19 protein-coding genes and 1 pseudogene are annotated in these 19399 nt (G+C 70.8%); 12 read left to right on the plus strand and 8 right to left on the minus strand.

What is annotated here, in order from left to right:
- The 5 genes from AB0M52_RS12620 to AB0M52_RS12640 form a co-directional block, all read left to right on the plus strand.
- The coding region (locus AB0M52_RS12620; RefSeq protein ID WP_363952616.1) for a sugar ABC transporter substrate-binding protein at positions 1-1326 on the plus strand (1326 nt) is incomplete at its 5' end.
- The gene (locus tag AB0M52_RS12625) at positions 1326-2276 is read left to right on the plus strand and encodes a sugar ABC transporter permease (protein ID WP_363952618.1); all 951 of its coding nucleotides are present in this window, start codon (positions 1326-1328) and stop codon (positions 2274-2276) included. The genes AB0M52_RS12620 and AB0M52_RS12625, both read left to right, overlap by 1 nt.
- Before the next feature lie 32 nt (positions 2277-2308).
- Positions 2309-3145 carry a carbohydrate ABC transporter permease gene (locus AB0M52_RS12630; protein ID WP_363952620.1) on the plus strand — a complete coding sequence of 279 codons (837 nt, stop codon included), beginning with the start codon at positions 2309-2311 and terminating at the stop codon, positions 3143-3145.
- A gap of 27 nt (positions 3146-3172) precedes the next feature.
- Complete coding sequence (locus AB0M52_RS12635) at positions 3173-3727, plus strand: NUDIX domain-containing protein (RefSeq protein ID WP_363952622.1); 555 nt, start codon at positions 3173-3175, stop codon at positions 3725-3727.
- A 131-nt stretch (positions 3728-3858) separates the two neighbouring features.
- Positions 3859-4782, plus strand: coding sequence for an aminoglycoside phosphotransferase family protein (locus AB0M52_RS12640; protein WP_363952624.1), 924 nt, complete (start codon positions 3859-3861; stop codon positions 4780-4782).
- 71 nt (positions 4783-4853) lie between these two features.
- Here the strand turns inward: AB0M52_RS12640 and AB0M52_RS12645 are convergent, their stop codons facing one another.
- Genes AB0M52_RS12645 through AB0M52_RS12655 form a run of 3 tightly spaced genes read right to left on the minus strand, consistent with a single transcriptional unit; the run spans position 4854 to position 7033 of the window.
- A complete protein-coding gene (locus tag AB0M52_RS12645) occupies positions 4854-5597 on the minus strand; it encodes a GNAT family N-acetyltransferase (RefSeq protein WP_363952626.1) in 744 nt (247 codons plus the stop codon).
- 36 nt (positions 5598-5633) lie between these two features.
- Positions 5634-6203, minus strand: a complete 570-nt coding sequence (locus AB0M52_RS12650; protein ID WP_363952628.1) for a hypothetical protein — start codon at positions 6201-6203, stop codon at positions 5634-5636.
- Positions 6204-6235: 32 nt separating this feature from the next.
- The gene (locus tag AB0M52_RS12655) at positions 6236-7033 is read right to left on the minus strand and encodes an SAM-dependent methyltransferase (protein ID WP_363952630.1); all 798 of its coding nucleotides are present in this window, start codon (positions 7031-7033) and stop codon (positions 6236-6238) included.
- Between the two features lie 213 nt (positions 7034-7246).
- On the opposite strand from AB0M52_RS12655, the gene AB0M52_RS12660 reads away from it, so the two are divergent.
- The 4 genes from AB0M52_RS12660 (at position 7247) to AB0M52_RS12675 (ending at position 10418) form a co-directional block, all read left to right on the plus strand.
- Complete coding sequence (locus AB0M52_RS12660; RefSeq protein WP_363952632.1) at positions 7247-7708, plus strand: DUF3592 domain-containing protein; 462 nt, start codon at positions 7247-7249, stop codon at positions 7706-7708.
- A gap of 282 nt (positions 7709-7990) precedes the next feature.
- Positions 7991-8371, plus strand: a complete 381-nt coding sequence (locus AB0M52_RS12665) for a hypothetical protein (protein ID WP_363952634.1) — start codon at positions 7991-7993, stop codon at positions 8369-8371.
- A 48-nt stretch (positions 8372-8419) separates the two neighbouring features.
- Complete coding sequence (locus AB0M52_RS12670; RefSeq protein WP_363952636.1) at positions 8420-9175, plus strand: DUF4184 family protein; 756 nt, start codon at positions 8420-8422, stop codon at positions 9173-9175.
- A 67-nt stretch (positions 9176-9242) separates the two neighbouring features.
- Positions 9243-10418 carry a zinc-dependent alcohol dehydrogenase gene (locus AB0M52_RS12675; RefSeq protein ID WP_363952638.1) on the plus strand — a complete coding sequence of 392 codons (1176 nt, stop codon included), beginning with the start codon at positions 9243-9245 and terminating at the stop codon, positions 10416-10418.
- 33 nt (positions 10419-10451) lie between these two features.
- Here the strand turns inward: AB0M52_RS12675 and AB0M52_RS12680 are convergent, their stop codons facing one another.
- Positions 10452-10829: an MmcQ/YjbR family DNA-binding protein gene (locus tag AB0M52_RS12680; protein WP_363952640.1), complete on the minus strand. Its 378-nt coding sequence runs from the start codon at positions 10827-10829 to the stop codon at positions 10452-10454.
- Between the two features lie 159 nt (positions 10830-10988).
- Here AB0M52_RS12680 and AB0M52_RS12685 point away from each other — a divergent pair, with 159 nt between their 5' ends.
- Complete coding sequence (locus AB0M52_RS12685; RefSeq protein WP_363952642.1) at positions 10989-12035, plus strand: VOC family protein; 1047 nt, start codon at positions 10989-10991, stop codon at positions 12033-12035.
- Positions 12036-12151: 116 nt separating this feature from the next.
- On the opposite strand, the gene AB0M52_RS12690 is transcribed toward AB0M52_RS12685, so the two are convergent.
- A complete protein-coding gene (locus tag AB0M52_RS12690; protein WP_363952644.1) occupies positions 12152-13942 on the minus strand; it encodes a glycosyl hydrolase family 28-related protein in 1791 nt (596 codons plus the stop codon).
- Positions 13943-14317: 375 nt separating this feature from the next.
- Between AB0M52_RS12690 and AB0M52_RS12695 the strand changes: the two are divergent.
- Both AB0M52_RS12695 and AB0M52_RS12700 read left to right on the plus strand, forming a co-directional pair.
- A pseudogene (locus AB0M52_RS12695) lies at positions 14318-15596 on the plus strand (MFS transporter).
- A 56-nt stretch (positions 15597-15652) separates the two neighbouring features.
- Positions 15653-16375 (plus strand): poly-gamma-glutamate hydrolase family protein, encoded by a 723-nt coding sequence (locus AB0M52_RS12700; protein WP_363952646.1) that lies wholly within the window; start codon positions 15653-15655, stop codon positions 16373-16375.
- On the opposite strand, the gene AB0M52_RS12705 is transcribed toward AB0M52_RS12700, so the two are convergent.
- From AB0M52_RS12705 to AB0M52_RS12715, 3 genes are all read right to left on the minus strand, one after another.
- A complete protein-coding gene (locus tag AB0M52_RS12705) occupies positions 16372-17448 on the minus strand; it encodes an alcohol dehydrogenase catalytic domain-containing protein (protein WP_363952648.1) in 1077 nt (358 codons plus the stop codon). The genes AB0M52_RS12700 and AB0M52_RS12705 overlap by 4 nt on opposite strands.
- Positions 17445-18863 (minus strand): aldehyde dehydrogenase family protein, encoded by a 1419-nt coding sequence (locus AB0M52_RS12710; protein ID WP_363952650.1) that lies wholly within the window; start codon positions 18861-18863, stop codon positions 17445-17447. The genes AB0M52_RS12705 and AB0M52_RS12710 overlap by 4 nt, the downstream gene beginning before the upstream one ends.
- Before the next feature lie 43 nt (positions 18864-18906).
- The coding region (locus AB0M52_RS12715) for a TetR/AcrR family transcriptional regulator C-terminal domain-containing protein (RefSeq protein WP_363952652.1) at positions 18907-19399 on the minus strand (493 nt) is incomplete at its 5' end.

The following is a 19399-nucleotide window of genomic DNA, read 5'->3' on the forward strand; positions in this document are numbered from 1 at the left end:
CTACGAAAGGCCGCGCGGCTGCCGATCGCCGCGCTCGTGGCCGGCGCCGTGGCGCTCGGAACGCTTGCCGGCTGCGGGTCGTCCTCCGCCTCGGGCGACGACCCGACCGCCGTCACCGGCGAGTTCGACTGGAAGCGCTACGACGGGGAGCAGATCACCTTCCTCGCCGCGCAGACCGCGTGGCAGAAGCTGCTGACCCCCGAGAAGATCGACGAGTTCAAGCAGCTCACCGGCATTACGGTGAACGTCGAGTCACTGCCCGAGGCGCAGATGCGGCAGCGACTGCAGGTGTCGCTCACCGCCAACTCCTCCGACTACGACGTCTACATGACCTCCGTGCTCCAGGACGGCGCCCGGTTCGAGGACTCCGGCTGGTACGACAACCTGAAGCCGTACGTGGAGAACTCGGCCATCACCTCCGCCGACTACAAGTTCGACGGGTTCACCGAGGCGATCGTCAACGGACACTCGATCGACGGGCACCTGGTCACGCTGCCGCTGCAGCTGGAGACGCAGATGCTCTACTACCGCAAGGACCTGCTGGCGGCGCAGAACATCGCCGTACCGAAGACGATGTCCGAGCTGACCTCCGCCGCGGCCGCGCTCACCGACAGGGGCAAGGGCGTCAGCGGGTTCGCCGTCCGGGGCAAGGGCGCGGCCGCCGTCTCCCAGGTCGCCAACTTCGTGTACGGGTACGGCAGCGACTACACCAACGACCAGGGCAAGGCCGCCTTCAACACCCCCGAGGGCGTCGAGGCCTTCAAGGCGTACGGCGACCTGGTGCGCAACTACGGTCCGAGCGGGGCGGTCGACCAGAGCTGGGAGGAACTGCTCCCGCTGTTCCAGCAGGGCAAGCTGGCTATGTGGGCCGACAACAGCGGTCAGGCGGCCGAGACGCTGAACGCCAAGACCAGCACCGTGGTCGACCAGGTCGGGTTCGCACCCATGCCGGCCGGGCCGAAGGCGGCCTCGCAGTCGTACATCAGCTGGGGCGCCTCGATCTCCGCGCTGTCGAAGAAGAAGGGCGCGGCATGGTACTTCGTGCAGTGGGCGACCTCGCCGCAGACGGCCACGTACGTCCAGCAGCAGGGCCTGGCCACCGGCCGCAACGACGTTCCCTTCGGGGCCGACGTCCCGGCGGACTTCGTTGAGGCGTTCCAGTCCTCGCTGTCGGCCGCGAAGCCGCAGCTGCCGCGGATCAAGTCGGTGCCCGAGGCCCGGGATGTCATCGGCCAGGCCATCGTCGTCTCCATCCAGGGCGGCGACGTGGCCGGCGCGGTGGGCAAGGCGGCGCAGGACTTCGACCGGATCGTCGAGGCCGGTTGATGGCGACCGGCACGTCGACCGAGGTCCGAGCCGCCACCGGCGCTCGGGCCTCGGCCCCGTCGAACCCCGGCAACCGGCTCGGCGGTTTCGTGGACCGGCACACCCGGCTCGTCTTCGCCGGGCCCGCCGTCGCCCTGATCCTGCTGATCCTCGCCTTCCCGATCGGCTACACGCTCTACCTGTCGCTGACCCAGTGGACGGGGAGCCTGACCCGCGACCCGCAGTGGGTCGGCCTGGACAACTACATCCGGATCTTCACCGACGACCCCCGGTTCTGGGACGCCTTCAGCCGGACGATGGCCTTCACCGTGGGGACGGTGGTGGTCCAGACCGTGCTCGGTGTCGCGCTGGCCGTGCTGCTGCACCGCGAACTGCGCCTGCGCGGGCTGCTGCGCAGCGTCATGCTGATGCCGATGATCGCGACGCCGGTGGCGATCGCCCTCATCTGGCGGCTGATGTTCCAGCCGGACCTTGGCATCTTCAACCAGATCCTGAACGCCGTCGGGCTGCCCGGCAGCACCTGGCTGGCGAACGAGAAGCTCGCCCTGCCACTGCTCGCGGTGGTCGACACCTGGGAGTGGACGCCGCTGATCGCACTGATTACCCTGGCCGGCCTGACCGCCCTACCGGTCGAGCCGCTCGAGGCGGCCCAGATCGACCGGGCGAATGCCTGGCAGCGGTTCTGGCACGTCACGCTCCCGATGGTGCGGCCGGTCATCGTGGTGGCGCTCGTCTTCCGGCTGATCGACGCCATCAAGACGTTCGACATCATCTTCGTGATGACGCAGGGCGGGCCCGGATTCGCCACCGAGACGCTGAACCTCTACATCTACAACACCGCCTTCCAGTACCAGAAGCTCGGCTACGCGTCGGCCCTGCTCATCGTGTTCTTCGCGCTCGTCTTCGTGCTGACCGGTCTGACGCTCAGCTTCCGGCGAGCCCGGGACTGAACCAGCGAACTGACCGACAAGGAGTAGAAACAATGCCCAAGAGACGAACCGGCGCCCGACGCTCCGTGCTCGGCAGCATCGGCCTGTGGACGCTGATCGGCGTCTTCTTCCTTCCGTTCCTGTTCGTCTTCTACTACATGGTGACGACGAGCTTCAAAAGCCAGATCGACATCTTCTCGCCGGAGTTCAAGTGGGTCTTCGTGCCGACCCTGGAGAACTACGCGGCGGTCTTCCAGACCGGATCGTTCGGCGAGTTCACGCTCAACTCGATGATCATCGGTGTCGCGTCCGTGCTGGTAGCGCTCGTCGTCGGCCTGCCGGCCGCGTTCGTCATCGCGCGATACAAGGCGCGGTGGATCGGCAGCCTCGTGCTGTCGTCGCGGATCACGCCGGGCATCACGTTCCTGATCCCGTGGTTCCTGATCTTCAGCCGGATCGGGTGGATCGACACGTACCAGGCGTTGATCCTGATGCACGTCATCGTCACGCTGCCGTTCGTCACCTGGCTGATGATCAGCTTCTTCGAGGATCTTCCTCAGGAGCTGATCGACTCCGGATCGGTCGACGGTGCCGGCATCGCCCGGATCTTCTGGAGCATCGTGCTGCCCACGACGAAGGGTGGCATCGCCGCCGCCGCGATCCTGGCCTTCATCTTCTCCTGGAACAACTTCCTCTTCTCGGTCGTCATCGCCGGCAACAGCACCCGTACGCTCCCGGTCGCGGTCTTCCAGTTCATGTCCTACGGGTCGATCAACTGGGGTGCGATCGCGGCCGCCGCGGTCGTGATGACGCTGCCGGTGGTCGTGTTGTCGCTGTTCATCCAGCGGCACATCGTGCAGGGCCTCGCCGGTGGGGCGGTCAAGGGTTGACCCGGCCGGCCCGCATAGGGTGACGTGGTGGACGAACTCGTGGCGTTGTATGCCGAGGGAGACCTGTCCGGAAGAGTCACCGGCACCGCGTCCCGCAGCGCGGTCCGATCCGGTAACCTGCCGCACGCCGCCACCGCCGTGCTGCTGCGCGACGAGCGGGACCGGGTCTACGTCCACCGACGAACCGAAACCAAGGATCTCTATCCCGGCATGCACGACGCTTTCGCCGGCGGGGTGGTGCTGGCCGGCGAGGATCCGGTTGAGGCGGCGGGCCGGGAGTTGACCGAGGAACTGGGTGTCACGAACTGCGACATCCGCCCCTGCCTGCGGTACTGGTACGCGGATGCGTACGCCAGCTACTTGGCATACGTCTTCGACGCCCGGTACGAGGCCGACCGGTGCGGGCCGGTGGTTCACCAACCCAGCGAGGTGGCGGCCGGCTGGTGGCTGGACCTCGACGAGCTGATCGCCCGGCTCGCGGACCCGACCTGGCCCTTCGTGCCGGACGGGCGGGCCGCACTGGACCGCTACCTGCGGCACACCCGCCGACCGGGGCTGTCAGCTCCCACCGTTGAGCCCTGACTTCCGAAGCGGTGTCGCGGCGGGTGGTTGCGGTGTCCGGCGGCATGTTTGTGCCACAACGCCAGAACGGAGCGATCAACGCGATGTCGACCCCCGCCGACCACGGCGAGCGGAACGGTGGCATGCCACCGATGACCGGAAGCCATCGCATCGCCTGGACCGCGATTCCGCCCGAGGTCAGGACCGCGGTCGAACGGCTGACCGGCAGCACGGTCGTCGGCGCCACCGACCAGTCCGGCGGCTTCTCCGAGGGGCTGGCCACCCGCCTGAGGTTGGCCAGCGGCCAGGACGTGTTCGTCAAGGCGGTCAGCAGTCTGACCGCACCTGGCGTCGCCCGATTCCACCGGCAGGAAGGCGAGATCGCTCGACGGCTTCCGTCCTCGGCACCGGTGCCTCGACTGCTTTCGTCCTACGACGACGGCACCTGGGTGACCCTGTTGTTCGAGTACATCAACGGGTCGCTGCCCGCACAGCCTTGGCGTGGCGACGAGTTCGAGCGGATCATGTCCGCCGTCTCCGCCATGGCGCACGCCCTCACGCCCTCGCCGATCGGCGCGTCGGCGACGGCGCGGCCCCGCCTCGGCGGCTGGCCCCAGCTCACCACAGGGGAGGAGTTGACGACCCTGGCTCGGCTGTCGCCGTGGGCGGCCGACCACCTCGACGACCTGATCAAGCTGGAGGCCGCGGCGGTCGGAACTGTCGCCGGCGACACACTGCTGCACGGTGACCTCTACCCGTTCAACATCCTGCTTACCGGGCAGCGGGCGTACGTCATCGACTGGCCCCACGCCTGGGTCGGCGCCGCCCACTGCGACGTGCTGACCCTCATGTCGAACGTGGTCTTGAGCGGCCTGGACCCGGAGCCGTACGTCGAGACGAACCCACTCACCCGACGCCTGCACCCGTACGAGATCGACACCTTCCTTGCCGCACACGCCGGTTATCTGATGCGGCTGGCCGTCACTGCCGGCCCCGCGGCGGACCCGAACCTGGTCGACATGGCCGCCGCACTGGGCCAGGCATCCCTGCGCTGGCTTGGCAAACGCCGCCCCTGAACAGCTGTGTACCGTTTGGTCCATGGGCTGCGACGAGTCGATCGTCGTCTCGGCCGGCCCAATTCGTTGACCTACAACCGGTGCCGCACCCACACGTTGGGCTCCACGTACACGGCGTGGTCGTGGGGCACGTCGCAGTGCACCGGCACCAGGGCGCCCGGTACGTGCACCGGACCGCTGGTGTCGAACGGCAGGCCGGTCCAGCGACGCCAGTCGGCGAGCGTGCCGGTGATCGTCATCGACCGGGCCGCGACGCGCTCGATGCGCCCGCCCGCCCGCACGTGCACCCGCAGCCACGGGTCCACCGGCAGGCTGTCCGTGCGCACCTGGGCGGCGTACTCGGTCATCGGCAGGTCGGGGCGGGTGTGCTTGCCGCTCGGGCGGACCGGAGCGACCAGCGTGTCGTAGCCCCGCTTCGCGACCGCCTGCCGCATCGCGTCGAGCATCATCGCGGACAACCCACCACCGCGGTGGTCCGGCCGGACGCAGATCTCCAACGCCGACACGAGGTTCGTCTCTGCGCCGGTGAGCCGGTTGATGGTGGCCCGTTGGATCATGCGGTCCCACCCGCCGTCGGGAAGCTCCGGCTCCGTCCACCGCAACGGCACGGCGTACGCCCGGGCGACCACGCGCCCGGGGTCGGCGGAGTCGACGGCGGCGAACACGAACTCCGGGTACAGGTCATGGGCGACGCTGTAGTACACCGAGCCCATCGGGTCCCAGAGCATGAACTGCGGCCACGCCCCGTCGAAGCCCTCGTCCAGGAGTGGCGCGAGGTCCGGCCGGTCCGCCAGGCACACGATGTCGAGAGTCACCGCGGCACCATACCGGCCGCCTCGCCGACGGGCAGGTCAAATACCGCGTCGGCAGTTGAAGGACACGGCGTCGGCCCAACTGCCGGTGGCCAGGGCGATCGGATAGTCGACCTCCCGGACCCGTCCGGCGGCGGTTTCCACGGAGAACGTCATCAGCACCGGTTCGGGATCGAACGTGGTGGGGCACTGCAGGAGCAGTTCGACGTCGACCCAGCCGGTGCCGCCGGGACGCAGCGTCCTGGTGTGGCCGGTGTCGCGGATCAACACGCCGGGTCGCTGCGCGCGGGCCGACTGAACGGTGATCGGGGCGGGGCCGGTGTTGATCAGCGCGAGCTGCGCGTTCAGCCGCACGGCACCGGTCGGCGTCCCGCCTCCGCTGCGGGCGGAGGCGGGCAGCGCGACGAGCGCGACGGTGGCGTCCCGTTCCCGCTGTTCGCGCGAGTCCCGGATCTCGGTCATGCCCAGTCCGCCCGCGACGACGCCGACGATGAAGGCGGCGACGAGGAGAAGCACGGCGGCGCGGCGGGGCGTACGAGTGACGGTCCTCGGCTCAACGACCCGGTGGTCGTGCTCGTCCAGATCGATGACTGCGGGCTCGGCAGGCACGGCGACAGCCCAGGACGCGTGGTGGCGACCGGTCAGGGCTTGCGGGCCACCGCGCCGTACGCGTCGATCGCCACCGCGTCGGAGTCGTCCGGACGCCACAGCGTGATCGGCGCCAGCCCGGGCTCCACCATCGTCAGCCCCTCGAAGCAGCTTTCGAGCTGCTCCGGGCTGCGCAGGATGTACGGGACGCCGCCGCTCTCCGCCAGCCGCTCAGCACCGGAGACCACCGCCGGGCTGGTGTCGGTGCCGTCCCACAGCACCAGGTGGCTGCCGGGCGCGGTGGCGTCCATCACCCGCCCCACGATGGATCGGACCACGTTGAGGTTGGGCTCGTAGCCCATCACGCCCATGAACATCACGGCGACGGGCTGGTCGAAGTCCAGCGTCTCCGCCGCATCGAGGAGGATCTTCTCCGGGTCGTGGTAGTCGGCGGGCACGTACGTGGTCACGCCCTCGGAGGTCGTGCTGCCCAGCAGCGCCCGGGCGTGCACGAGCACCATCGGGTCGTTGTCCACGTAGACGATCCGCGACTCGGGCGCGACCCCCTGGGCGACCTCGTGGGTGTTCTGCATGGTGGGCAGGCCGGTGCCGATGTCCAGGAACTGCCGGATCCCCGCCTCGGCGGCCAGGTGACGCACGACCCGGATGAGGAACCGGCGGGACTGCTGCGCCATGACCACGATCTCGGGGTAGACCTCGGCCACGGCATCACCGGCGGCCCGGTCGGACTGGAAGTTGTCCTTCCCGCCCATCCAGTAGTTCCAGATCCGCGCGGCGTGCGGCACCTCGGGCTGAAGCTTCGCGGCGAGTTCGGAATCCGGGCTGGCCATGCGGGGCTCCAATCAGAGGGGACGTCGGGTGCGCCACTGCTGCGGTGCGATCGCCACATCGTACTCATGCGTGGTCCACTTTCGACCACCGCCATCTTTCGGGAGGTCGTCGTCGATTTCCCGGCGCTCGGGGGAGCGGCCCGACCCGAACGATGAGGTCGGCGAGCCGGACGGTCGGGTCCGCGCCGCTGCCGGCGCCCGTACCGTGCCGGTGTGGCTCACGACAACTATCCGCCGGCGGCCGCCCGGTGGGTCCGGGTGCTGCGCCGCGGCGGCCTGATCCTCTTCGGCCTGGTCGGCCTCGTCTTCCTCACCGTCGGTGGCCTGTTGCTGGTGAGCCAGAGCTGGGACCGGGCCACCGGCACCGTGCAGGAGTGCACGACGCGGGTCGAGCGCACGGCCGGTACGACCGGCCGGACCGTCCAGACGTGCACCATCAGTTGGCAGGCCGCCGACGGGCCGCACACCGCCCCGGTCGACATCGGCGGTTCCGCCACCGCGCCCGGACAGTCGGTGGAACTGCGGGTCAACGGCGATAACGTCGCGCTGGCCACGCCCGGGTGGGTCGGTGCGGCGACCGCCGCCGGCGGCCTCGCCATGGCCGGCACGGCCGCCGTGCTACTGGTCCGCCAACACCGCCGCACCCGGTCGCCCGGGACGAGGACGAACAGGTAGTCGTCGTCGCCGCGCCGGACCACGAAGGTCTTCACCACGTCGGGTACCGCCACGCCACGCGCGGTCGCCGCCTCGGCGAGGCTGCGGACCTGGCCATGCCGGATGACCCGGTGGGGGGTGCCGGTGGCGGCGAGCGCGTCGAGTGCCGGTGTTGCCATGATCTCGACCCTAACCCGACTCGGCGCACCCGGCGGCCGTCAGGCCCGCCCGGCCGGCGGGATGATGTCAGACCCGGCGGTTACCGTGTCCGGATGCAGCGGATGGTGCCCTGGAGGAGTCTCGATGGCTGATGCCGACGACGTCCGTCGCCTGGCACTGGTGCTGCCGCACGTGGTGGAGATCGACAGCGACGGTTTCGACTTCCGGGTGGCCGACCAGGGGTTCGTCTGGTCCTACCCCGAGCGCAGGCCCGGCAAGCCGCGCGTCATCCGCACCGACATCGCGGTGCTCTACGTCGGCGACGAGGCCGAGAAGCAGGCGTTGCTCCTCGGTGAGCCCGAGTTCTTCTTCACCACGCCCGGGTACGACGGGCTGCCGCTGGTCATGCTGCGGCTGGCGAAGGTGGGCGTCGACCGTCTCGAGGAGCTCGTCACCGACGCCTGGCGGATGCGCGCCCCCGAATCGCTCGCCGGCGACCTCGACGACGGCGAGCACCCACGGTGATCACACCGCCCGGTCGACGGCAACCCCACCGAGGCTAGTCGTCCGGCCGTGCCGCTGACCTTCCCCTCGCATCTGGCACCGGTGCTGCCGCTGAAACTGTGGCGGCCACGGTGGTTCGACGGCGCGGCGTTGGTGACCGGCGCAGTGGCTCCGGACGTGGCCTACCTGGCGTCGGGGCCCAGTGGGCGCAGCTTCGCGGACACCCATGCCTGGCCGGCCCTTCTCTGGTGGTGCCTGCCCGTGGCACTGGCGTACGCGTGGGTGGTGCGGTCCTCCGTCGGCACCATCGCGGCCCACCTGCCGGCCAGCCGATGGTTCGCCTGGCCGGCCTACGGCGCGCTGGCGCGCCGACGTCACCGCTGGTGGATCACGGTCACCTCGGCGCTGCTCGGAGCGGCGAGCCATATCTCCTGGGACTGGCTCACGCACACGGATCATTGGCTGTTCGTGGTGTTCGGCATCGAGTGGTCGAGCATCACCGGCATCGCCTGGTGGACGGTGTCGGATCTGACGAGCACCGTGCTCGGGGCCGCGATCGTGCTCGCACTTGCGGCACGCATCGGAAGGACGGGCGTCATCGCGCGCGGTGCGGATCGGTCGCCGTCGACCACGGTGATCGCGCCGCGGGTGTTCTGGACCGCCGCCGGCGTCGTCGCCGTGGTCGGGCTGGCGGCCATACCGTTGCTGCCGGGCGCTGCCTTTCCCGCCGCCACCGGTGTACGGCTGATGCACGTGGTCGCCGTGGCCCTCCTGGCGGGCGCCGTCGCCGCACGGATCTGGTCGCGCACGACGCGACACGGCTGATCGTCGTTTTCCGGTCGACGGACTGGGAACGCGCCCGACGGCAGTGCCGTTACCGGGAGGGAGGACGGTGAAGGCTCTCGTGTGGCAGGGCGCGAACGAACTGGCCGTGACGCGGGTGCCGGACCCGCACGTGCGCAACGAGCAGGACGCCATCGTCCAGGTGCGCAAGACCGCGACGTGTGGCTCCGACCTGCACCTGTTGGGCGGGTACGACCCCTTCGTGCGGCGTGGCGACGTCCTGGGGCACGAGTTCCTCGGCGAGGTGGTCGAAGTCGGCCCGCAGGTTCGCAAACACCGGGTGGGCGACCGGGTCGTGGTCTGCTCCTTCGTCGCCTGCGGTCGCTGCTGGTACTGCCAGCAACAGGAGTTCTCGTTGTGCGACAACGGCAACACGAACCCCGCGCTCACCGAGGCCGCCCGGGGCGTCGCGTCCGGCGGATGCTACGGCCACGGGTACGCGTTCGGCGGCTTCGCGGGCAGCCACGCCGAGTACATCCGGGTGCCCTACGCCGACCAGGGCGCGTTCGCCGTTCCCGAGGGGCTGAGCGACGAGCGGGCGCTGTTCGCCTCCGACGCCGCGCCGACCGGCTGGATGGGTGCGCACCTCGGTGGTGTCAAACCGGGAGACGTGGTGGCGGTGTGGGGTGCGGGCGCGGTGGGGCAGATGGCGGCCCGTGCCGCGGTGCTGCTCGGTGCGGCGCGGGTGATCGTGATCGACCGGCTCGACGACCGCCTGGCGATGGCTCGCGAGCAGCAGGGCGTGGCGACCCTCAACTGCCAGACCCAGGATGTCGGCGGCGACCTGCTGGAACGCAGCGGTGGCCGGGGACCCGACGTGTGCATCGACGCCGTCGGCATGCCGGCACCCGGCGCTACTCCCCGAACCTGGTACGACCTGGTCAGACAGCGGCTCCGCCCGGAGTCGGAGCGTCCCGTCGCCGCGCGTGAGGCGGTCCACCACTGCCGCAAGGGTGGCAGCGTCTTCCTGCTCGGGTCGTACGCGGCAGGGGTGGACAAGTTCCCGCTCGGCGCGGTGATGGACAAGGGCCTGACGCTGCGTGGCGCGCAGCAGCACGGACACCGCTACATCCCGATGCTGCTCGAACGGATGGCCCGGGGCGAGATCGTCACCGAGCAGTTCGCGACGCACACCATGCCCCTCGACGCGGCGCCGCACGGCTACGCGATGTTCCAGCAGAAGACCGACGGCTGCGTACGAGCCGTCTTCGAGCCCACTCACTGACCAGTTCACGCCGCCGCTGGCGTCCCGACAGCATCAGTCCTTCGGCGAGCCTGCATCGAGTTGGGCGAGCAGCGTACGCGGTGCGACCGTCCGGTACCCGTCCTCGATGACCTCGGCGAGTTCGGCCGCGTCGATACCGGTGTCGAGACGTACGCCGACCCAGCCGCGATGCCCCACGTAGGGCGGGCGGAAGTAGATCTGCGGCTCCGATGCGATCAGCTCCGCCGCGGAGCCGGGCGGCGCGGCGCACCACAGATGGGGGAACTCGTTCTGGTGGTGGCCGTCGGGCCAGACCTGTGCGAAGGACTTCTTCCCCCGGATGAACCAGGCCGGTGTGCCGTGACTCAGGCGCTCGCTGACATCGGGCAGATCCCGGCACACCCGGCGGATCGTGGTCACCATGTCGGTCATCGACTCACCGTACGCGAAGGAATTGATCCACTTGGTTCGCCGGACCGGGGGCGAGGGGCGCGAGCGGGCGCGCCTGGTCGATCCGATCAAGTAGTTGTACTCTCAACTAAATTCCCGTCCGCCCGTTGGGGCGCTACGGCGACGAAAGGACCACGCTGCGTGTCTTCCGCCAATCGCCGATCCACGGCCAAGCGCTCCTCCACCCGGCGGCCCGCCCGCCGCGCCGGTCGGCGGCGCTGGATCTCCGGTGCCGCCGCGCTGGTCGCCGTCGGCCTCGTCGCCGCGCTCGTGTGGGTCTTCGTCCGTCCCGACGAGGCCGGGTCGGGGACGAGGCCACCACAGAGCGCCCTCGGTGCGGGCACCCGGATGGGCCCGGTCGAGTTGCGGACCGACGACCTCGACGGTCTGCGCGAGTTCTACACCAGGGGCGTCGGCCTTAGCCCGGTCAGTCAGGGCGCCCGGGAGGTCACGCTCGGCCGCGACGGCGTGCCGCTGCTACGCCTCGCCGTCGCGGACGCGCCGGCCGACGACCCCCGGCAGGCCGGCCTGTACCACTCGGCGTTCCTCTTCCCGGACGAGGCCGCCCTCGCCCGGGCCCTGGTGGACACCGCGACCGTCGCGCCCAACGCCTTCCAGGGAGCCTCCGACCACCGCGTCAGCCAGGCCTTCTACTTTGCCGACCCGGACGGCAACGGGGTCGAGCTGTACGTGGACCGGCCCCGCGACCAGTGGCGCTGGGAGGACGGACAGGTCGTCATGGGCAGCACGGCGATCGACCCGAACGCCTTCATCCGGACCCACCTCGACCAGGGTGCCACCGGCCCGGGCGCCGCCGTCACGATGGGGCACGTCCACCTGCGCGGTGGCGACCTCAAGCAGGCCGAGTCCTTCTACGCCGACACCCTCGGCTTCGCCGTCACGTCCCGCACCGACGGCGCGTTGTTCCTCGCCGCCGACGGCTACCACCACCACCTGGCGGTCAACATCTGGTCCTCCGCCGGTGCCGGCGCCCGGCCCGACTCCCTGGGCCTGCGCTCCGTCGCCGTGCACGTCACCGACACCGGCGAACTCGACGCGTTGGCGCAACGGCTGACCGCCGCCGACGTCGCCTACGAACGCGCCGACGCCTCGATCACCGTCCACGATCCCTGGGGGACCCGCGTCGTCGTCAGCGCGGTGGCCGGCGCCGAGAACGACACGGCCTGACCACGGCTCAGCTCCGGGCCCGCAGCTGAGCCGAGGCCGGGCGACGCGGTCGGCGGACCGCGCCGCCCGGCGGCCGGAGCGCCGCCGGCACGAGCTGTTTCGACGGCGCTCCGGGGTCACCAGCGGGTCGGCGGTGGCGGCGGTACGACCGGCGGGCGGTCGTCGCAGGTGATGGTGTTCGGCAACTGCCAGGCGGCGAGCCAGCCCCCGTCGTTGCCACCGAGGTCGGTGAGGCTGAACTCGGAGCCGGCCGGGGTGAAGTGGAACGAACCGCAGTTGTTCACCCCCACCGCGCCCACGTTGCGGGCGTCCACGTTCTGGAAGGACGCGGAGCCGGCGGTACGGGCACTCACCACCGACGTGCCGGTGCCGTCGACCCGGATGTCCCGGAAGTGGACGTTGCTGATCGAGTAGAGATCCTTCACCCCCCACTCGCTGACCAGCATGATCGCGTTGTAGGTGCTGTCCAGGTACGCGTCACCGGTCACCTCGATCCGCGCGTCGATGCTGCGGTCCAGGGCGTAGAGCCAGATCGCGCCGAGGCCGATGTTCCAGTTCAGCTCGTACGTGCCGGCCCGGGCGGTGGTGTTGTTGGTGATCCGCAGGTGTCCGGTGAACGGTTCCGCGCCGAAGCGGGACCCGACCTGGATGGCGCTGCCCTCCCGGACCGGGTCGGCGATCAGGTTGTTCGAGACGGTGTTGTCCGTCCCGCCGTAGATCGCGATGCCGTTGGCCAGCACCGGTGACTGCACGGTGTTGCGGTCGAAGGTGTTGCGGGCGTTCGCCGTCGCCTCCGACCACATCGCGAGGCCGTCGTCGCCGGTGTTGCGGACGAAGTTGTCGGCCACCAGCGAGTCGGTGACCCCGGTGTGGAAGTTCAGCGCGTCCGCGATCTGGTCGACGATGATGTTGTTGGTGATCCGTACGTTGCGCATCGGGCCGTCGAGCCAGATGCCGACCTTGGTGTGCCGGATGTGCAGTCCGTCGAAGGTGGAGTCGTTGAACGCGCCGCCGATGCCGTTGACCTGGTCGGTGTCGATGCGTTCCCGGACGTCGCCGGAGATCGCGAAGCCGGAGAGGTGCACGTTGCGGCTGCCGCCGTCGGCGGCGTCCCGGCCGTAGAAGCCGACCCCGGTGTGCACCGAACCGTCCGGAGCCGGGGTGGGCAGCGCGACCTCGCGGCCCTGGATGATCGTGTACCAGTTGCCGGCGCCCTCGATCGTCACGTCGTCGACGATGATGTGCCGGTTCACCTGGTAGGTGCCCGGCGGGAGGTAGACGGGCAGCTTCTTGCGCTTGGCGTACGCGATCGCCCGTTCGATGGCGGAGGCCGAGTCGCGGCGCCCGGTGGGGTCGGCGCCGAAGGTCAGCGCGTTCGCCGCGCGCAGCCGCACCCGGGGCGGACCGACCAGCTCCGAGTCGAGCAGGTCGATGACCGTCCAGGCGGCGTTGCTGCGGATCGGCACGGTGAGCCGGATGCGGTCGCCGGCCCGGTACGTGCGCCCGAGCAGCAGCCGCTGCTCATCGTAGAAGTGGCTGGGCCGGAACGGCTTGGTGATGCTCGGGTACGGCGTGGTCTCGGCCGGGACGCACGAGCACTCGGTAATCCACCAGTCCGGGTGCAGCAGGTCGGCATCGGGGTCGTTGGTGAACGGGTACTGGTTGTAGAGCCAGGCGTACTGCGAGGTCAGGGTCATGGTCCGGAGCCGCTTGCCGTTGGCCGCGACGTCCAGTGGCGCGGTGATGCCGCCGCCGGTGGGCGCGTCCGGGATGCTGTAGCGCACGGTGATCGCGTTGGCCGCCGCGGGCAGGGTGAACTCGACGTACTGGCCGGGCAGCAGCTTCACCGCCCGCCGGCCGCTGGCCTCCGACGGCAGCGTGTACGCCGTCCGGTCGGGGCCGATCACCTCGCCGTTGGTCCGCGCGTTCTCCGCCTCCTGTTCCAGGAAGGCAGGCCGGTGCCGATCGGGCCGCCGTGGAAATTCACAGAGCTACCGGGCAGCTTGTGATCGGCAAAGACCAGGGCAGGCACATTTGGATGCGACCAGACACTCTCGACAGAGCGCTCGTCGCGCATAAGTGTGTAGATCACGTCGGGGTTGAAGGTATCAACCGCAAGGTGAACACGCGTCATGTACTGGACAATAGCTGCCGTATGGTTACCGAGCGGCTCAAAGGGGTGATTCGTAATCAAGTCGCCGCGCCGGCCCACGGGTGCCAAGAAGAACTGGCCGACGACCGGGGTCGGCGGACCGCTCGGGGGATCTGCCACTATCGCTCGCATGACGGGGGTCGAGGAACCACTGCGTACGGAGCCGGTTGCGGAGTTCCGCTCCGACCCGGAGCGGTTGGGTGGCAGGTACTGGCGGCTCTGGTCGGCGTCGGCGGTGTCGAACCTCGCCGACGGGATCGTCAAGATCGCTCTGCCGCTGGTCGCGGTCGGCTACACCGGCTCGCCGGTGCTGGTCGCCGGGGTGGCGGCGGCGTTCAGCCTGCCGTGGCTGCTGTTCGCGCTGCCCGCCGGCGCGCTCGTCGACCGGCTCGACCGGCGTCGGGTGATGCTGGCCGCCAACACGTTGCGCGCGGCCCTGTTCGGGGCGATGGCGCTGGCGGTGGCGCTCGACGCCGGATCGATCTGGCTGCTCTACGTGGTGGCGTTCGGCGCCGGTGTCGCCGAGACCCTGTACGACACCTCGGCCCAGTCGATCCTGCCGCAGCTCGTCCCGCGCGAGGTGCTGCCCCGGGCCAACGGGCGGCTGCACGCCGTCGAGTTGGCCGCCAACCAATTCGTCGGCCCGCCACTCCGGCTTCCTGGTGGCCGGTGGCGTGGCCGTCGCCCTGGCCGGGCCGGCGGGGCTGTGGGCGGTCGCGGTCGCGGCGCTGCTCCTGGTCGGCGGCCGGTTCCGGGTCGAGCGGGACGGCCGCAGCACCCTGCGGGCCGATATCGCCGAGGGGCTGCGCTTCCTCTGGCGGCACCGGCTGCTGAGCACCCTGGCGACGATGGTGGGCGTCAGCAACTTCATCACGAACGCCATCTTCGCGGTGCTGGTGCTCTATGCGGTCGGCCCGGGTTCGGCGATCGGGCTCACCGAGCCCGGGTACGGGATCCTCCTGACCACCATCGCCGCCGGCATCGTGCTCGGGTCGCTGCTCGCCGGGTGGATCGAGCGCCGGCTCGGCCGGGCCCGCGCGCTCGGGGTGTCCGTGGTCGCCATGGCGGCGGTGGTCGGCGTGCCGGCGTTGAGCACCAACCCGTTCGTGCTCGGCGCGGTCTTCTTCGGCGGCGGGATACTGCTCGCCGCCTGGAACGTGATCACGATTTCGCTGCGCCAGCGGATCACCCCGGACCGGCTGCTCGGCCGGGTCAACAGCAGCTACCGGCTGCTCGCCTGGGGCAGTATGCCGGTCGGCGCGATAGTCGGCGGTCTGCTGGCCGAGGCGTTCGGCCTCCGCGCGGTCTTCGCGATCATGGGAGTGCTAGCGCTCACCCTGCTGCTCGGCATGCTCCGGGTCACCGACGCCGCCATCCATGCGGCCGAACGCGACGCAGCCGCGATCTAAGATCGTGACTGCCATCGCGGGCGTGGGTATCGCCCGGGCACCGACAGGAGAACCGGGTGAACAGACGTACGCAATGGGTCCTCAGCGCTCTCGCCGTGCCGCTTGTGGTGTTGGCCGGGTACGGCCTGACCTGGGTGGGGCAGACGCCGCAGCAGCAGGCGGCCGAGGCGGTGAGCGGCACCGTCGGGGAGTACCCGTCGATGACCGCGCTGCGCAAGGTCGAGCAGGAGGGCGTCGCCTTCGACCTCACCTGGACGATCACCAACTCGCCGCTGATCGTGGTCGCCCCGCACGGCGGTGCGATCGAGCTGCGGACCAGCGAGATCACGAGTGCGATCGCCGGCACCGAGCACACCCAGTGCCAGTTCAAGGGCAAGCTGCCCGCTGGTCACAACTTCCCGCGACTGCACGTCACGAGCGAGCGGTGGGACGTCGAGGAGTGCCTGATCCTGATCGGCCAGCGGACCCATGCGCTGTCGATCCACGGCACGTCCAAGGCGTCCAAGATCGCCTACGTGGGTGGCCGGGACACCGCGGCCGGTGTCGAGTTGGCGACCGCCCTGCGCGCCGCCGGCTTCACCGTCGTCCAGCCCGCACCCGCCGACATCGCCGGCACGTCGGTCAACAACTTCGTCAACAAGGACGCCGACGGTGCCGGCGTCCAGCTTGAACTGACGACGGACCTGCGCATGGAATTGTTCCCGACCAAGGACGGTCCGCCCTCGACGCGTGGGCAGGCGTTCGTCGACGCCGTGCGGAGCGTCTACTCCTTCGACTAGTCGAACAGGACGACCGTGCGGGCACCCTCGCCCCGGGCCATCCGGGCGAGCGCCTCCGGCGCCTCGTCCAGGATGGCCCGGTCGGTGACCAGGAAGGCGAGGTCGAGGCTGCCGTCCAGCACCGCCCGGGCCAGTTCGGGTACGTCCCGGTCCGGGTCGGAGGAGCCGTAGACCGAGGAGCGCAGCGTCCGGGCGGAGTGGAAGATGTCCAAAGCGCTCAGGCCGAGGATGTCGTCCCGCCCGCCCATGCCGACCACGATGACCTGGCCACCCCGGCGGGCGGCCCGCCAGGCGGTGCGGATGGTCTTGGCCAGCCCGACGCACTCCACCGCGTGGTCGACGCCGCGCTTGCCGGTCAGTGCCCGGACGGACCGGCTGAGGGTGTCGTCGGCGAGCAGGAAGTCGGTGGCGCCCGCGGCGGCGGCCAGGTCGGCCTTTGCCGGTGAGACGTCGACGGCGATGACCGTGGCGGCGCCGGCCGCGCGGGCGGCGGCCACCGCGGACAGGCCGACGCCGCCGAGGCCGATCACGGCGACCGAGTCGCCAGGGGCGACCCCGGCGGTACGGCGGATCGCGCCGACGCCGGTGAGCACCGCGCAGCCGAGCAGCGCGGCGGCGGCGAACGGCAGCTCGGCCGGTACGCCCACCACGGCCTCCTGCGGCACCAGCACCTGCTCGGCGAGGGCGCCGAGGCCGAGCGTGACGTGCAGTGGTTCGCCGTCGATGGTGTGGCCCCGGGTGGCGCCCGGCGCGCCGGAGCGTTCGCACAGCCAGGGCTCGCCGTGCCCGCAGTACCAGCAGGCCCGGCACGGCGGCGCCCAGTTCAGCACCACGTGGTCGCCGACCGCGACCCGGTCGACGCCGTCGCCGACCTCGGCCACCACCCCGGCCGCCTCGTGCCCGAGCAGCAGCGGGTACGGCGCGGTCAGCGTGCCGTCGACCATGGACAGATCGGAGTGGCAGACGCCCGCCGCCCGGATCCGTACCCGTACCTGGCCGGGACCGGTGGCCGGCAGGTCGACCCGCTCGACCCGGGGCGGCGTGCCGGCGGCCCGGGCGACCAGGCCCCTCATCGCTGGATCGCCTTCACTTCGCAGAACTCCTCCAGCCCGTGGTGGCCCAGCTCCCGCCCGAGGCCGGACTGCTTGTAGCCGCCGAACGGGGCCAGCGGGTTGAACGGTGCGCCGTTGATGTCGACGGCGCCGGTGCGCAGCCGCCGGGCCACCCGCAGCGCCCGTTCCTCGTCGCCGGACCAGACCGCACCGGCCAGCCCGTACCGGGAGTTGTTGGCCACCGCCACGGCGTGCTCGTCGTCGTCCACCGGGATGACCGCGAGGACCGGCCCGAAGACCTCCTCCTGGGCCAGCGCGCTGTCCGGGTCGACGTCGGCGATCACCGTCGGGGCGACGAACCAGCCCTGCTGGGGGAGCGGGGCGTCGGGCCCGCCGGCGATCAGCCGGCCGCCGTCGGCCAGGCCCCGGGTGATGTGGTCAAGGACCCGGTCCCGTTGCTGCGCGGAGACCAGTGGGCCGAGGCGGGTGCCCGGGTCGAGCGGATCGCCGAGATGGTAGCCCTCGGCCGCCTTGGCGGCCAGGTCGAGGGCCTCGTCGTACCGGGCGCGCTGCACCAGCATCCGGGTCCAGGCGGTGCAGGTCTGCCCCGAGTTGAGGAAGGCGTTGCCGACGCCCACCTTGACCGCGGTGGCCAGGTCGGCGTCGTCGAGGATCACGTTGGCCGACTTGCCACCCAGCTCCAGCGCGACCCGGGCGATCCGGTCGGCGGCCAGGTGCGCGATCCGCCGGCCGGTGGTGGTGGACCCGGTGAAGGAGACCAGGTCCACGTCGGGGTGCCCGGCGATGGCCTCGCCGACCACCGGACCGGTGCCGGTGACCAGGTTGACCACGCCCGGCGGCAGGCCGGCGGCGTGGATGGCGTCGAAGAGCAGGTACGCGGTCAGCGAGGTCAGCTCGCTCGGCTTCAGCACGACGGTGCAGCCGGCGGCGAGCGCGGGCGCGAGCTTGGCCACGATCTGCTGCAGCGGGTAGTTCCACGGGGTGATCGCACCGACCACGCCGACCGGTTCGCGTACCACCAGGGAGTTGCCCACGGCCTGTGGTGCCGGCGGTCGTGCGGCCAGGTCGACGTAGCCGCGCAGCACGGTCAGCGGCAGGCCGGTCTGGACCCGGGTGGCCACCTTGAGCGGGGTGCCGAGTTCCAGCACGACGGTGCGGGCGATGTCGTAGGCGCGGGCGGTCAGTTCGGCGTGCAGCCGGTCGAGGTGGGCGGCCCGGTCGGCCGGGTCGGTCGCCGCCCAGCTGTCGAACGCGGCCCGGGCCGCGGCCACCGCCCGGTCGACGTCGTCGGCGGTGCCGGCCGGCACCGCCCCGACCACCTCCTCGGTCGTCGGGTTGTGCACCTCCAGCGGCGGCTGACCGCCGGCCGGGACCCAGCGTCCGTCGAGGTAGAAGTCGGTCCGTACGAGATCCATGCGCCCCTCACCTCGCCTAAAACTAGCGGTGCAAGTTTGGACTCTAGTACGCCTCGCCCGTCGGCGGGAGAGGCGGCAGCGGGCCGACCGTACGCTCGTAGGTGCGCGCCAGCCCATCGATCAACGTGTCCAGGCCGAGGGTGAACGCGCCCTCGTCGACGCGTTGCTGGTGCTCGGCGAGGCGGTGGGCCTGGCTCAGGTGCGGGTACTGGTCGGCGTACAGCCCTGGGTCCTCGACGAAGCCACGGGCGAACGAACCCAGCGCCGAGCCGGCCACGAAGTACCGCATGAGCGCGCCGATGTGCGTCGCCCGGGCCGGTGGCCAGCCCGCCTCGACGAGTCCACCGTAGACGGCGTCGGCCATGGCCAGCGCCGCCGGGCGCCGCCCCGGCCCCTGCGCCAGGTGCGGCACGATGTTCGGATGGGCGGCCAGGGCCGCCCGGTAGGAGTGCCCCCAACGGCGCAGCGCCTCCCGCCAGTCGACCTCGCCGAAGTACTCGACGAGCGCGATGACGGCGAACCGGGCCCACAGCGGC

It is taken from the genome of Micromonospora sp. NPDC051296, from assembly GCF_040682255.1.
GTDB classification, from domain to species: Bacteria; Actinomycetota; Actinomycetes; order Mycobacteriales; family Micromonosporaceae; genus Micromonospora; species Micromonospora craterilacus.